Source organism: Kosakonia sp. BYX6, assembly GCF_038449125.1.
Taxonomy (GTDB): Bacteria; Pseudomonadota; Gammaproteobacteria; order Enterobacterales; family Enterobacteriaceae; genus Kosakonia; species Kosakonia calanthes.
On record NZ_CP151800.1, the window covers coordinates 3,027,645 to 3,041,426 of the forward strand.

Here is a 13,782-nt window from a genome sequence, read left to right on the forward strand (position 1 = left end):
GATAATGAACCCATCTGGTGTAAGATCGGCCGAAAACGCCTGCTGTATGCTCAAAAAGGAGACGGATACGGTGCTTTTCACGCTCAAAAAATACATTGGCGGCTTGATGCTGCCCCTGCCATTTTTGCTTTTGTTGATAGGCTTAGGCATTGCGCTGGTCTGGTTTAGCCGTTGGCAAAAAACCGGCAAGGTGTTCATCAGCCTCGGCTGGCTGGTTTTATTCCTGTTGAGCTTGCAACCCGTCGCGGATCGCCTGTTAAAACCCATCGAAGATACCTACCCCACCTGGCGCGGAACCCAGCAGGTGAAATACATAGTGGTGCTGGGCGGCGGTTATACCTGGAATGACGCCTGGGCGCCGAGTTCAAATCTGATTAGCAACAGCTTGCCGCGCTTAACCGAGGCGATTCGTCTGTGGCAGGCCAACCCCGGCGCGAAGTTGATCTTTACGGGCGCGGCGGCGACTACCAACCCGGTCAGTACCGCAGAAGCGGGCGCCCGCGTCGCGGAAAGCCTGGGCGTACCGCGCAGCGAGATCATTACGCTGGATCAGCCAAAAGACACCGAACGAGAAGCAATAGCGGTGAAACAAGCAATTGGCGATGCTCCCTTCTTGCTGGTGACCTCGGCGTCCCATCTGCCGCGCGCGATGATTTTCTTCCAGCATGCCGGGCTGAAACCGCTACCCGCACCGGCAAACCAACTGGCCATCGCCTCGCCGCTCAACCCGTGGGAGCGCGTGATCCCGTCCCCGGTCTGGCTGATGCACAGCGACCGGGTCGGTTATGAAACATTGGGACGGATCTGGCAGTGGCTAAAAGGTAGCTCAGACCAGCCAGGGGATCAGTGATTTCGAAGCCAGATCAAAGTTGGTGCGGTTGAACCGCCCGGTATTGACTAACTGCGCCACTTCATCCCACAGCAGATAAAGCCAGCGCCGCCAGAGGAAAGATTCCGCGACGGGCGCGCGCTGCAAGTAATGCCAGAGCAGGCCTTCCGCCTGTGGCCCTTCCACCAGGCGAAACAGTTCATATTCACGCGGTGCCCATAACATTATGCCGGGGCCAACCATCGCCAGTAACTGATCGCTGCGGGCGTCTTTGAGCATACTGCGCAGATTAAAACTGCCGTGTACCAGCACGCAGTTGTCGTTAAAACCATCGAACAACGCAGGAAGACATTCGCGGGTACGAAACAGCAGGCGTTTGTCCTGCATCGTTAACCCGGTGTTTTGATATTGATTAAGCGTGGTCCAGAGCACTTCTACGCGCTGACGGTACCAGGAAGGCCAGATATTTTCCTGCGTGCTGTCGACGGTGCCGACACAACCGTGGCTGTCTTGCCGATGCCAGGAGAGCAGCCCTTCAACGATTTGATCTTTAAGTTGTTCCCAACGCTCTGGCGTGCGAGCAGGCGCTTCAACGGGCACGCCGCGCAGACGTTCAATCAACAACACATCTGGCCCAGGATGCTCTTCGTGTGTCATTACGCCATACACGACCGGCATGCGCACCGTGCCGCCTCGCGCCAGCATCGAAATCTTCCATGCCAGCTGTCGTGCGAGGCCTGGCGTAGTGAAACTTCTTGCCAGCAGCGGCATGGGGTTTCCGTGGCTGTCATACAAAGACCAGAGTGCCGAATCAGGTTTTTCGCTGACGCACTCCATGCGGCTTAATTTTTCTCCCAGCAGATGACTTAACTCGGCGCGCAGTTGTTCCATAGCAGATTGCCCCTACAAAGACGACTGCTTTTATAATGAGCGCCACTTTCACAGATGTCACCCTGATGAGATCAAATCAGCGTGATAATTTGGCCTGAATGGCAAATCCCCCCCGGGCGGAGGGGATGGGAAATTAACGCAGTTCCTGGCGGACGCGTTCCAGATCTTCGGGGGTGTCAACACCTGTGCCGGGGACGACGCTTGCCACCGCAACGTGGATCTTCTCGCCGTACCACAACACACGCAGTTGTTCCAGCATCTCAATTTGTTCGAGCGGGCTGGTTTGCCAGCTGACATAGCGGCGGATAAAACCCGCGCGGTAGCCGTAAATACCGATATGGCGCAGGAACGTCTCGCCAATGGTCTCGCGGGAAAGCGCAAAACGATCGCGATCCCAGGGAATGGTGGCGCGCGAAAAATAGAGCGCGTAACCTTCGGCATCCATGACCACTTTCACCGCATTCGGGTTGAATGCTTCTTCCGCACTGTGGATAGGAACAGCCAGAGTGGCCATGCCGACATCGCGGCGCGCGGCGAGGTTTTCCGCCACCTGGCGAATGATTGCCGGTGGGATCATCGGCTCATCGCCCTGCACGTTTACGATGACGGTATCATCGCTAAAGCCGCATTTCTCAACGACTTCCGCAAGGCGTTCCGTTCCGGACTGGTGATCGGCGCGAGTCATACAGACTTCGCCCCCGACGGCTTGCACCGCGTGCATCACTTCTTCGTTGTCCGTGGCGACAATAATGCGATCGGCGCCGGATTCGCGGGCACGCTCCAGCACATGCACCACCATGGGTTTGCCGTTGATATCAACTAACGGCTTGCCCGGCAAGCGCGTAGAGGCGTAGCGCGCGGGGATGATGACAACAAAGCTCATGGACGACTCTCTTCCGCGGTTAATGAACGGGCTTCGGTTTCCAGCAACACCGGAATGCCTTCCCGCACGGGAAAGGCAAGGCTGTCGACTTTGCAGATCAGCTCTTGCTTATCCTGGGTGAAGTTGAGTTTGCCGTTACAAACCGGGCAGGCAATTATTTCGAGTAAACGGTGATCCATCTTTCCTCCTGATACACCGACGATGAACGGGTTCTGCTTATCATATTCATTTCTCACGCCGCGTCTATGTCCAGCCCGGCACGGAAGGCGGAAAACAGGCCATCCGGCAGACGTGAAAAAGTGACGCGCTGCGCGCCCTGCCAGCGTGCAAATTCAGTGATGGCGTTTTGCAGCCCCTTTTCCAGCGTAAGCCCCGGCTTGATTCCTTCTTCCAGGTAAAGCGCAATCACTTCCAGCACACCCTCTTTACGATGCATTTTGGCATCCATGCGCCCAACCAGGCGGCCACGATGCAATAAGGGAAGAACGAAATAGCCGAACTGGCGTTTGGGCGCGGGGGTATAACACTCCAGCCGATAGCTGAAATCAAACAACTGCTCCGCCCGTTTACGATCCCAGACAACCGGGTCAAACGGAGAAAGCACAGCGCTGTGTGTCGCGGTGAGTTTGTCTGCCTGCGCTTGTTCCAGCAGCGTTAGCAGAGAAGCGTGCAGCCAGGCCGGGCCGAGCCCCTCAACATTGACCGGATAAATCTGTTGCGCCTGCTCGAGTTTTTCCAGCATGAGCGGCAATGCGAGTTGGCGCAGGCGGTAGTAATCCGCCAGCCATTGGGCGCGAAAAAGCCCTAAACTGCGGGCGCTGTTTGCAAGCATCTGGTATTCGGCATCTTCCTGCGACAATAAATCCCGTTCGTCATCCCAATGCGGCATCACCCTGTCCATCAGGTCATAAACGCGTTGAAAATTGCGACGTTCCACCACCATCACTTTCCCGGCGGTAAATAGCCCTTCGAGGTGGCGTTTATGCGGTTTCCACTCCCACCAGCCGCTGGCGCCTTTTCGCGGGTGTTCAAAGTCAGCCGAACGTACCGGACCGTTTTGCTGGATATGGGCAATGAGTTGCTCAATCTCACTGGCATGCTCGTGCATCCACTCTTTGCGATACTTCCAGCCCATCTTATCCGGCGCCAACATACGGTGGCGCACCAGGGCAAAATCATCTCGTGGCAGAAAGCAGGCTTCGTGCGCCCAGTATTCCATCAGATCCCCGTGACGCAAAGCCTCATCCAGCCAGTGTGGCGCGAATGATCCAAGGCGGCTGAACAGCACCAGATAAGGGCTACGTGCGACAATGTTGATGGTATCAATTTGCAGCAGCGACATGCGCCGGATAGTCGGCAGGATATCGTCTGGTTTGGCGCGCCGGGAAGGTTTACGCAGTAATCCTTGGGCGGCGAGATGTAAATGACGAGCGGCGGTCAATGAAAGTTGCGGCACAGACATAGGAGTTCCTGTTAAGTGAACAGGGCGCAGCCGATGCAACCATCGTCAGCGCGCCAGAGTGAGCAATTCCTGCAATAGTTTTTCCACCTGTGGCCCTTCAAGCTGTGCATCCACAGGTAAATACCACCAGTTATCCTGCGCAAAAGGGCGGCACTTGACGGCATCTTTTTCGGTCATCACCAGCGTCTGACCCGGTTGCACCAGGGCTTGGACGCCCGCCAGCGAGAGTGCCTGGTGATCGGCAAGCGCAACGGTCCGTTGCAAGGTTGCGCCGCATTGTGCAAGCGTTGCGAAAAAACGCGGCGGATGACCGATACCGGCCATGGCGACAATATTCGTCAGTTCATGTACTTCGCAACGCTCACCTGTCACCAGGTTCACCGCCAGCCCAGGACGCAGATACATTGGGATTTCGCCCGCGTGGGCTACGCCGCCGTTGGTGATAACTGCATCCACACTTTTCAATCGCGAGGCGCGTTCACGCATCGGCCCGGCGGGTAACCACCAGCCGTTGCCAAAACGTCTGACGCCATCCACCACAACGATTTCCATATCACGGGCCAGCCGGTAATGCTGCAAACCATCGTCGGTGACAATAATCTGTACGGGATGTTGCGCCAGGATCGCGCTAACGGCATCGCTTCTAACCGGGGAAACCGCGACCGGCGCACCAGTGCGCTGGTAAATCAGCACCGGTTCATCGCCCGCCTGATCGGTTGCAGTGTCTGACGTTAACAGCAACGGGTAACGTTTTGCTTTGCCACCATAACCACGGGACACCACACCAACACGAATGCCGCGCTGCTGTAACTGCTCGACAAGCCAGATAACTACCGGCGTTTTGCCATTACCACCTGCCGTCAGGTTACCGACCACTACCACTGGAACGGGAGCACGCCAGGCTTTTTTTAGACCAATACGGTAAGCGAAACGAATCGCGCCGCTCACCAGGCCATAGAGCCAGGAAAGCGGCAGTAGCAGCAGCCACAGCGGAGATTCACCGGACCAGATGCGTGCGATCATTCGCCAAACTGCATCTTATGAAGTTGCGCATAGGCGCCACGCTGAGCAAGAAGATCGGCATGGCTGCCGCGCTCAACGATGCGGCCATCTTCCACCACCACAATTTCATCGGCCTGTTCGATGGTCGACAAACGGTGGGCGATGACCATTGACGTGCGGTTCTTCTGCAACTCGTTCAGCGCCGCCTGAATGGCGCGTTCTGATTCGGTATCCAGCGCCGAGGTGGCTTCATCGAGGATCAGGATCGGGCTATCGCGCAACAGTGCACGGGCAATTGCGATACGCTGGCGTTGCCCACCGGAAAGCAGCACGCCGTTTTCGCCAATCATCGTATCCAGCCCGTTATCCATCTTATTGATAAAGTCGAGGGCATAAGCCATCTTCGCGGCTTGCTCGACCTCCTCGCGGCTGTACTTTTCAGTACGCGCGTAGGCAATGTTGTTGGCGACAGTATCGTTAAACAGATGCACGTTTTGCGAGACCAGCGCGACCTGATCGCGCAGGGACGTGAGTTTGTATTCACGCAAATCGCGGCCATCCAACAGGATTTCTCCTTCATCAATATCGTAAAAACGCGTAATCAGGCTGGCCATGGTTGTCTTGCCAGAACCCGAACGCCCGACCAGCGCAACGGTTTTACCCGCGGGGATCGTCAGATTGATATTGCGCAGCGCTGGCGTTTCACGCCCAGGATAAGTGAACGTGACATTGCGAAATTCGATATCGCCACGGGCGCGTTCAACAACGTAGGTGCCTTCGTCTTTTTCCTGCTCACTATCCAGAATGGCAAACAACGTCTGGCACGCCGCCATCCCGCGCTGAAACTGCGCATTGACGTTGGTCAGGGATTTTAACGGACGCATTAGGGCGATCATTGAGGAGAACACAACGGTGATGGTACCGGCCGTTAGCGTTTCCATCACGCTTGGAAAGCTGGCGGCATACAACACGAATGCCAGCGCCAACGAAGCGATAAGTTGAATAATCGGATCAGAGATAGACGATGCAGAAACCATCTTCATTCCCTGCAAACGCATTCTGTTGCTCACCTTGTCAAAACGGCTGGCTTCCACGTTCTGACCGCCAAACATCAGCACTTCTTTATGCCCTTTCAGCATCTGCTCCGCACTGGTGGTCACCTGCCCCATGGTGTTTTGCATGTTTTTGCTGATACTGCGGAAACGTTTGGATACCACACGAATGGCGATCGACACGATAGGTGCCAGCACAATTAAGATCACTGAGAGCTGCCAGCTATACCAGAACATCATGATGAACAGGCCAATGATCGATGCGCTTTCACGCACCACGGTAATCAACGCGCTGGAGGAAGAAGACGCCACCTGCTCAGAATCGTAGGTGATACGCGATAGCAGTGTGCCGGTGGACTGTTTGTCGAAGAACATGACCGGCATGCCCATCATGTGGCTGAACAGGCGGCGACGCATGGTCATCACCACTTTCCCGGAGACCCAGGAGATGCAGTAACTGGAGATATAACTGGTGATTCCGCGCAGGATCATCAGACCAATCACCACCAGCGGCATCCACAGCAGCACTGAGCGATCCGTTTTACCAAAACCATCGTCCAGTAACGGTTTGAGCAGCGACAACATGAAGGTATCGCTGGCTGCGTTGAGGATTAACGCTATCGCCGAGACAATCAGACCCGCTTTAAAAGGCGCGATAGTTGGCCATAGTCGGCGGAATGTCTGCCACGTGGAGAGATCTTTATCGTTATGCATTCAAAAAACCAGCACTTGTTGAAATAGCCGCATATTCTACCCGTTATCGCTGGGGACGCCAAACCACTGATGATACCAACGCGGTAAAAGTTGATCTCGTAAGCTATGGATTTCCCAGCCCCGGGACGTAAAAGAAACCGTTATTTGCCCTTGATGAGGGGTGTCAAACCATTGGTAACCCTGCTCGCTATAGCGCTTTATCACCTTCGAAGAGGGCAAACGCCAGGCATTGTACCGAGAAGCAGAGGCCAACGCCGCCTGCCCGCCAACCCGTTGCACAAAGGGTAATGACGACGATGTATTGCTGCCGTGGTGAGGCACCTGCACAAGTGTAGACTGCAGATGTGTCCAGTATCGGCTGAGCAGCGCCATTTCGCCTTGCGCCTCAACGTCGCCGGTTAGCAGCATGCTGTAGCGGCCGTCATCGACCTTCACCACGCACGAGCGATTGTTACCCTGCGTCTGCGTCCCACGGAGTGGCCAATGTGCAGTGAAGGTTAATCCTTGCCACTGCCACTTTTCGCCACGAAAACAGGGAGCGTGCCCCGCCCAGCCAAGTGGACTGCGCACCCATAACCTCGGCCATACTTTCATCAATGAATCCAGGCCACCGCGATGATCCAGATGTTCATGGCTGAGGATGATTCCTTCCGGTTGCAATGCATGCCAACGCAGCCAGGGCGCAATCAATTGCTGCCCACTGTCCCCGCCGGGCCAGCCAATACCGGTATCGTACAAAATTGCTTTGCCATTGCGCTCGACCACCATCGCCAGCCCTTGCCCCACATCCAGCATATGCACGGACCATCCGCCAGCGCGTTCTGTATGCCAAAGCGGAAAAGCCAAAGCCGTCAAGCAAGCTAAACATACGGCGGGTACCGAGCGCCATAAACGAAAACGCGCCGCAATCAGTAACAGCCAAGGCAGCCAGGCCACCCCTTGCCATCGCGTATCTACGTTAAGCCATCCCGGCGGTAACCAACTCAAGAACGCGAATAACCCCGCCAGGCTTTGGTCAGCCAGATACCAGCAGGCTTCCTGCATAAATGCCGGCCCGGTTAGGTGAAGCACCATTCCCAGCAAGATTATCGGCACGGTAACAAAGGTCACCAGCGGAATAGCAACGATATTCGCCACCAGTGAGCTCAGACTGATGCCATGAAAAATCGACAGTTGTATTGGCAGTAAGAGGAGCATCATTCCGGCTTGCAAATGAAGCAGGTTTACCGCGGCCTGCCCCAGCCATGAGCGCGGTTTTATTGGTACAGGTAGCCATTGATACCAAAATAGCAGTGCGGCAACGGCAAACGCCGATAACCAAAGACTATAAGACAGCGCGGCGAGCGGATCGGTAAACAGGATCATCCCAACGCAACAAATCCACACTTGCCAGGGTGACCACAACCGCCCGGAAAGCCGCAGCAACGCCCATACAGAAAGCGAGATAGCGGTGCGAAATGCTGGAGGTTGTAGCCCAGTCAGCCACGCATAACAAACCGCAAATGCCAGCCCTGTCAGTAAGGGTAAGCGCCAGTTAATCCCGTAACCTGAAAAGAAAAACTGCACACCCCGGACGATAAACCAGCCCAGCATCGCCGACAACGCAATATGCAGCCCGGATATAGCCATCAAATGGGCAGTACCTGTCTGGCGCAAAATGTCTTTTACGTTGCTTGCAAGCGTTGAGCGTTCACCCATTCCCAGTGCCAGTATGACGTGCTGCCATTGCCGGGAATCCAGCGTACGGGTGAGTGACTGCAAGTACTCAGCACGCCAACTACAGCGATTGTCTTGCAGTTGAGCGTCGATGATTCGCCCATTAAGCGGCTGATGGGAAGCAAATGCGTAACGCTGCGAGTCAAAGCCGCCTTCATTCAGTTGCCCATGCACCGCCCGCACACGAACCGTCATTGCCCAGCGCTGTCCCGTGCATACCGACTCTGGCAAATATTGCCCATAAAGGGTAATACCCGTCGATGGAAACAGCCGCTCGCCATTCAGACGGACAATTTGTCCCTGATGCCGGGTCATGTTGTCGGTCTCGGTAATAACAATTTCAACCTGACGATGAGCGCCCGGCAGATGCTGCGCCGGCCAAATCGCCTGCATCGCCGCCAGTATTCCCCACGCAAAAGCCAGCAGTGTGAAACCGATGTAGCGCGGCATCTGCCAGCGCAAACACGCAAGCAAACATCCGAGAATTATGATGCCCCAAATGCTCCACAAGTTCGGTAATGCAGGGAGCCATACGAGCGGCAGAATACCGAGCGTAATACAGGCTGCCAGCGCAGGTAATGTCATGCTCACCTCCATGTTACGCAGGCAGTATGAAGCGCAGAGGCAGTGATGTCCGGCGGCGTTTTTTCTTTTGCGGCGCAGGCTGGTCACATTTTGTTTTTTTGCACAGCAGAAACAAATTTGTGCGAGGCGGGTTCAGAAACAGAAGATATGCAAAAACGAAAAAAGCACCAAATGGGTGCTTTTTCGACGATTAAACGTTAGCGGTTCGCTAAGATTTACTCATAAATATTGGCGCGGTCACGTAATTCTTTGCCCGGCTTAAAGTGCGGAACATATTTTCCTTCCAGATCCACTTTATCGCCTGTTTTCGGGTTACGCCCGGTGCGAGGTGCACGATAGTGCAGGGAAAAACTGCCGAAACCGCGGATCTCAATGCGCTCGCCTTGGGCAAGAGTAGAGGCCATATGCTCCAGCATCTCTTTAACGGCATCTTCCACAGCCTTAGCCGGAATGTGCGATTGCTGGCTTGCAAGTCTTTCGATCAATTCTGACTTGGTCATGATTCCTCCGGTTTCCTTCATTAGCTTAATAGCTTTAACAAGGGCGGCCGTAGCCGCCCTTTGTCATTGATTACAGGACGAATCCTGTAATCTGTCAAGTTACTCATCGTCTATCACGTTGTAACTATGTGACTTTCGTCCTGTTACAACGTAAATAATTCAGAGTGCTTGATATTACTCGCCTTTAGCTGCTTTGAAAGCTTCAGCCATAGCGTTAGAGAAGTTGCCTTCTTCCTGTTTATTGTTAACAGAAGCGATTGCATCTTTCTCGTCAGCTTCGTCTTTCGCACGAACAGACAGGCTAACTACGCGATTTTTACGGTCAACACCGGTGAACTTAGCTTCAACATCGTCGCCAACATTCAGAACCAGAGTTGCGTCTTCAACGCGGTCACGGGAAGCTTCAGAAGCGCGCAGATAACCTTCAACGCCGTCAGCCAGTTCTACGGTTGCGCCTTTAGCATCAACTGCAGTGACTTTACCGTTTACGATTGCGCCTTTCTTGTTCAGTGCAACGTAGTTGTTGAACGGATCTTCTGCGAGCTGTTTAACGCCCAGAGAGATACGCTCACGCTCTGCGTCAACCTGCAGAACAACGGCTGCGATTTCGTCGCCTTTTTTGTATTCACGAACTGCTTCTTCGCCTGCAACGTTCCAGGAGATGTCAGACAGGTGAACCAGGCCGTCGATACCGCCGTCCAGGCCGATGAAGATACCGAAGTCAGTGATAGACTTGATTTTACCTTCAACGCGGTCGCCCTTGTTGTGGGTTTCAGCGAACTGCTGCCACGGGTTGGATTTGCACTGTTTCAGGCCCAGGGAAATACGACGACGTTCTTCGTCGATATCCAGAACCATAACTTCCACTACATCGCCAACGTTAACAACTTTGGACGGGTGGATGTTTTTGTTGGTCCAATCCATTTCGGAAACGTGAACCAGACCTTCAACGCCTTCTTCAATTTCAACGAAGCAGCCGTAGTCGGTCAGATTGGTAACGCGGCCAGTCAGCTTGGTGCCTTCCGGGTAACGTTTAGCGATAGCAACCCACGGATCTTCGCCCAGCTGTTTCAGGCCCAGAGATACACGGGTACGTTCGCGGTCGAATTTCAGCACTTTAACAGTGATTTCGTCGCCAACGTTTACGATTTCGCTCGGATGTTTAACGCGTTTCCATGCCATATCAGTGATATGCAGCAGGCCGTCAACGCCACCCAGATCAACGAATGCACCGTAGTCAGTGAGGTTCTTAACGATACCTTTAACTTCCATGCCTTCCTGCAGGTTTTCCAGCAGCTGATCGCGCTCTGCGCTGTTTTCGGATTCGATAACCGCACGACGGGAAACAACAACGTTGTTACGCTTCTGGTCAAGCTTGATTACTTTGAATTCAAGCTCTTTGCCTTCCAGGTGCAGAGTGTCACGGACCGGACGAACGTCTACCAGGGAACCCGGCAGGAACGCACGAATACCGTTCAGCTCAACAGTGAAGCCGCCCTTGACTTTGCCGTTGATAACACCGGTAACAGTTTCAGCGTCTTCGTAAGCTTTTTCCAGCGTGATCCAAGCTTCGTGACGTTTAGCTTTTTCACGGGACAGCAGGGTTTCACCGAAGCCGTCTTCTACTGCATCCAGAGCAACGTCGACTTCGTCACCAACCTGGATTTCCAGCTCGCCCTGGGCGTTTTTGAACTGCTCTGCCGGAATGGCGGACTCAGATTTCAGACCGGCGTCAACCAGTACTACATCTTTGTCAATAGCAACAACAACACCACGAACGATAGAACCCGGGCGGGTTTCGATTTCTTTCAGGGACTCTTCAAAGAGTTGAGCAAAAGATTCAGTCATATTGATAATCTTCAGGATTCTTCAATTTAACGTCCACCTGGCTTCATGCCGGATGGGGTTGTTTCACATGCCTACTCACACTCCATTGCAGCAGGTACTACGAATTTGGTCGCTTACGCGAGAGCCAATTTTTGGCGAGCATATTGTAGCGCTTTCTCAATCACTTGCTCAATACTTAAACTGGTTGAATCCAGAACTAAAGCATCGGCAGCGGGAACCAGCGGTGCAACAGGACGATTCCGATCGCGATCGTCACGTTCTTTGATCTCGGCCAAAAGGCGTTCAAAGTTAACACTAAAGCCCTTCTCCTGCAACTGTAGCATGCGTCGGTGCGCACGCTCTTCAGAAGAGGCGTCAAGGAAAATTTTTACTGGAGCATCAGGAAAAACCACCGTTCCCATATCGCGGCCATCAGCAATAAGGCCAGGCGCTTCGCGAAATGCGCGTTGACGGCGTAACAACGCTTCACGCACGCGTGGAAATGCCGCAATTTGCGAGGCTGCATTCGCGACATCCTGCGTGCGGATTTCACCGCTAACGTCTTCGCCTTCCAGAATCACTTCCAGGTTGCCGTCGATCGAGACAAACCGCACATCCAGGTGCGCAGCCAGCGGAACCAACACCTCTTCAGAGGAGACATCGACATGGTGATGCAGCGCAGCGAGCGCCAACACACGATAAATTGCGCCTGAGTCCAACAGATGCCATTGCAATGCTTCGGCCATCGCCTTACAAAGCGTGCCTTTACCCGCACCGCTTGGCCCATCAATGGTGATTACCGGGGCAATTGCCGTCATCTTTTTCTCCTTTTCGAGGCATATCGTTATATAAACGCCGCGCATTATACGCGCCAAAGCTCGCGAAAGTTACTGTTGCGTGCGAATTACAGAAGAGTATGAGGCTGAGTGTAGAATAATTGCGCGGGAGACGGGCTGATTTACACCAGCCCGGAAAGTGTAAAGTTACGCTAGCGTGCTGATGCGGGCTAATTGTTCGAAATAATCCGGGAAGGTTTTCGCCGTACATTTCGGATCGAGAATGGTGACCGGCGTGTCGGACAACGCCACCAGCGAGAAGCACATGGCCATACGGTGGTCGTTATAGGTGCCAATTTCTGCAAATTGCAATTTTGCTGGCGGCGTCACGCAAATAAAGTCTTCGCCCTCTTCCACCGTCGCGCCCACTTTGCGCAACTCCGTAGCCATCGCGAACAGTCGGTCGGTCTCTTTTACACGCCAGTTATAAATGTTACGCAATGTGGTCGTGCCTTTAGCAAACAGCGCTGCAGTCGCAATGGTCATTGCCGCGTCAGGAATATGGTTCATGTCCATATCAATTGCGTTCAGCTCACCGCGCGTGCAGGCAATATAGTCATCACCCCAGACGACGATCGCGCCCATTTTTTCCAATACATCAGCAAAACGGATATCGCCCTGCACACTGTTGCGCCCGATACCGGTCACTTTAACCGTGCCACCTTTAATTGCCGCAGCGGCGAGGAAATACGAGGCTGAAGAAGCATCGCCTTCCACCAGGTATTGTCCCGGCGACTGGTATTGTTGGCCGCCACGCACGACAAAGCGCTGGTATTGCTGGTTTTCAACGTCAACACCGAAGGTCTTCATTAGATGCAGGGTGATGTCGATATAAGGTTTAGAGACCAGATCGCCTTTGATGGTGATCACGGTATCCTGCGGCGCGAGCGGCGCGGTCATCAGCAATGCCGTTAAAAACTGGCTGGAAACACTGCCGTCTACGCTCACGTCACCACCGGTAAAACCGCCGCGCAAACGCAGAGGTGGATAATTTTCCTGCTCGAGATAATCGATTTGCGCTCCGCCCTGACGCAGCGCGTCGACCAGATGCCCGATTGGCCGCTCTTTCATACGCGGTTCGCCGGTCAACACCAAATCATTCGTGCCCAGACAAAGTGCCGCCGCCAGCGGGCGCATCGCCGTTCCGGCGTTACCAAGAAACAGTTCAAGTTTTTCCGCTGATTGCAGCGGGCCGCCAACACCGGTCACTTCGCAACGAGTGCGATCGGCGGATAAGGTGTAATGAACTCCCAGCGCAGTAAGCGCATTGAGCATGTGGCGCACATCGTCGCTGTCCAACAAATTGGTCAGTACAGTGGTGCCACGGGCAAATGCAGCAAGCAGCAAGGCGCGGTTTGAGACACTTTTCGAACCAGGCAGATTGATGGTGCCATCTACTCGCGCAATGGGTTGTAACGTCAGGGATTCCATGCAACTTCACTCTCAACAAACAAAATAAAACCCCGCAGTTCAGCTGCGGGGAGT

General features: G+C 54.1%; 12 protein-coding genes. 1 reads left to right on the forward strand and 11 read right to left on the reverse strand.

All coding sequences use genetic code 11. The features are described from left to right. Positions 1-70 precede the first annotated feature (70 nt). Complete coding sequence (gene elyC / locus AAEY27_RS14260; RefSeq protein ID WP_342321279.1) at positions 71-850, forward strand: envelope biogenesis factor ElyC; 780 nt, start codon at positions 71-73, stop codon at positions 848-850. Here the strand turns inward: elyC and AAEY27_RS14265 are convergent. From AAEY27_RS14265 to aroA, 11 genes are all read right to left on the reverse strand, one after another. Then, positions 827-1,720 (reverse strand): YcbJ family phosphotransferase, encoded by an 894-nt coding sequence (locus AAEY27_RS14265; RefSeq protein WP_342321281.1) that lies wholly within the window; start codon positions 1,718-1,720, stop codon positions 827-829. The two genes, elyC and AAEY27_RS14265, sit on opposite strands and share 24 nt — an antisense overlap. Positions 1,721-1,853: 133 nt before the next feature. After that, positions 1,854-2,603: a 3-deoxy-manno-octulosonate cytidylyltransferase gene (kdsB, locus tag AAEY27_RS14270; RefSeq protein WP_342321282.1), complete on the reverse strand. Its 750-nt coding sequence runs from the start codon at positions 2,601-2,603 to the stop codon at positions 1,854-1,856. Further along, a complete protein-coding gene (locus AAEY27_RS14275) occupies positions 2,600-2,782 on the reverse strand; it encodes a Trm112 family protein (protein WP_342321283.1) in 183 nt (60 codons plus the stop codon). The genes kdsB and AAEY27_RS14275 overlap by 4 nt, the downstream gene beginning before the upstream one ends. 53 nt (positions 2,783-2,835) lie before the next feature. Then, on the reverse strand, positions 2,836-4,065 hold the full coding sequence (locus AAEY27_RS14280; RefSeq protein WP_342321285.1) for a winged helix-turn-helix domain-containing protein: 1,230 nt from the start codon (positions 4,063-4,065) through the stop codon (positions 2,836-2,838). 45 nt (positions 4,066-4,110) lie between these two features. Continuing rightward, the gene (lpxK, locus tag AAEY27_RS14285) at positions 4,111-5,088 is read right to left on the reverse strand and encodes a tetraacyldisaccharide 4'-kinase (RefSeq protein WP_342321287.1); all 978 of its coding nucleotides are present in this window, start codon (positions 5,086-5,088) and stop codon (positions 4,111-4,113) included. Continuing rightward, positions 5,085-6,833 (reverse strand): lipid A ABC transporter ATP-binding protein/permease MsbA, encoded by a 1,749-nt coding sequence (gene msbA / locus AAEY27_RS14290; protein ID WP_342321288.1) that lies wholly within the window; start codon positions 6,831-6,833, stop codon positions 5,085-5,087. Before msbA ends, lpxK begins: the two co-directional genes overlap by 4 nt. 36 nt (positions 6,834-6,869) lie before the next feature. Next, the gene (locus tag AAEY27_RS14295) at positions 6,870-9,134 is read right to left on the reverse strand and encodes a ComEC family protein (protein WP_342321290.1); all 2,265 of its coding nucleotides are present in this window, start codon (positions 9,132-9,134) and stop codon (positions 6,870-6,872) included. A 215-nt stretch (positions 9,135-9,349) separates the two neighbouring features. After that, positions 9,350-9,634 (reverse strand): integration host factor subunit beta, encoded by a 285-nt coding sequence (gene ihfB / locus AAEY27_RS14300; protein WP_007374142.1) that lies wholly within the window; start codon positions 9,632-9,634, stop codon positions 9,350-9,352. Between the two features lie 174 nt (positions 9,635-9,808). After that, positions 9,809-11,482, reverse strand: coding sequence for a 30S ribosomal protein S1 (gene rpsA / locus AAEY27_RS14305; RefSeq protein WP_017456188.1), 1,674 nt, complete (start codon positions 11,480-11,482; stop codon positions 9,809-9,811). Positions 11,483-11,595: 113 nt separating this feature from the next. Beyond that, positions 11,596-12,279 carry a (d)CMP kinase gene (gene cmk / locus AAEY27_RS14310; protein ID WP_342321292.1) on the reverse strand — a complete coding sequence of 228 codons (684 nt, stop codon included), beginning with the start codon at positions 12,277-12,279 and terminating at the stop codon, positions 11,596-11,598. A 165-nt stretch (positions 12,280-12,444) separates the two neighbouring features. Beyond that, positions 12,445-13,728 carry a 3-phosphoshikimate 1-carboxyvinyltransferase gene (gene aroA / locus AAEY27_RS14315; RefSeq protein WP_342321294.1) on the reverse strand — a complete coding sequence of 428 codons (1,284 nt, stop codon included), beginning with the start codon at positions 13,726-13,728 and terminating at the stop codon, positions 12,445-12,447. Between the last annotated feature and the right edge of the window lie 54 nt (positions 13,729-13,782).

Excerpts from the sequence above, each read along its gene's own strand:
- AAEY27_RS14280 (WP_342321285.1), bottom strand. The coding sequence starts at position 4,065 with ATGTCTGTGCCGCAACTTTCATTGACCGCCGCTCGTCATTTACATCTC.
- ihfB (WP_007374142.1), bottom strand. The coding sequence starts at position 9,634 with ATGACCAAGTCAGAATTGATCGAAAGACTTGCAAGCCAGCAATCGCAC.
- cmk (WP_342321292.1), bottom strand. The coding sequence starts at position 12,279 with ATGACGGCAATTGCCCCGGTAATCACCATTGATGGGCCAAGCGGTGCG.
- kdsB (WP_342321282.1), bottom strand. The coding sequence starts at position 2,603 with ATGAGCTTTGTTGTCATCATCCCCGCGCGCTACGCCTCTACGCGCTTG.
- AAEY27_RS14265 (WP_342321281.1), bottom strand. The coding sequence starts at position 1,720 with ATGGAACAACTGCGCGCCGAGTTAAGTCATCTGCTGGGAGAAAAATTA.
- aroA (WP_342321294.1), bottom strand. The coding sequence starts at position 13,728 with ATGGAATCCCTGACGTTACAACCCATTGCGCGAGTAGATGGCACCATC.
- AAEY27_RS14295 (WP_342321290.1), bottom strand. The coding sequence starts at position 9,134 with ATGACATTACCTGCGCTGGCAGCCTGTATTACGCTCGGTATTCTGCCG.
- rpsA (WP_017456188.1), bottom strand. The coding sequence starts at position 11,482 with ATGACTGAATCTTTTGCTCAACTCTTTGAAGAGTCCCTGAAAGAAATC.
- lpxK (WP_342321287.1), bottom strand. The coding sequence starts at position 5,088 with ATGATCGCACGCATCTGGTCCGGTGAATCTCCGCTGTGGCTGCTGCTA.
- AAEY27_RS14275 (WP_342321283.1), bottom strand. The coding sequence starts at position 2,782 with ATGGATCACCGTTTACTCGAAATAATTGCCTGCCCGGTTTGTAACGGC.
- msbA (WP_342321288.1), bottom strand. The coding sequence starts at position 6,833 with ATGCATAACGATAAAGATCTCTCCACGTGGCAGACATTCCGCCGACTA.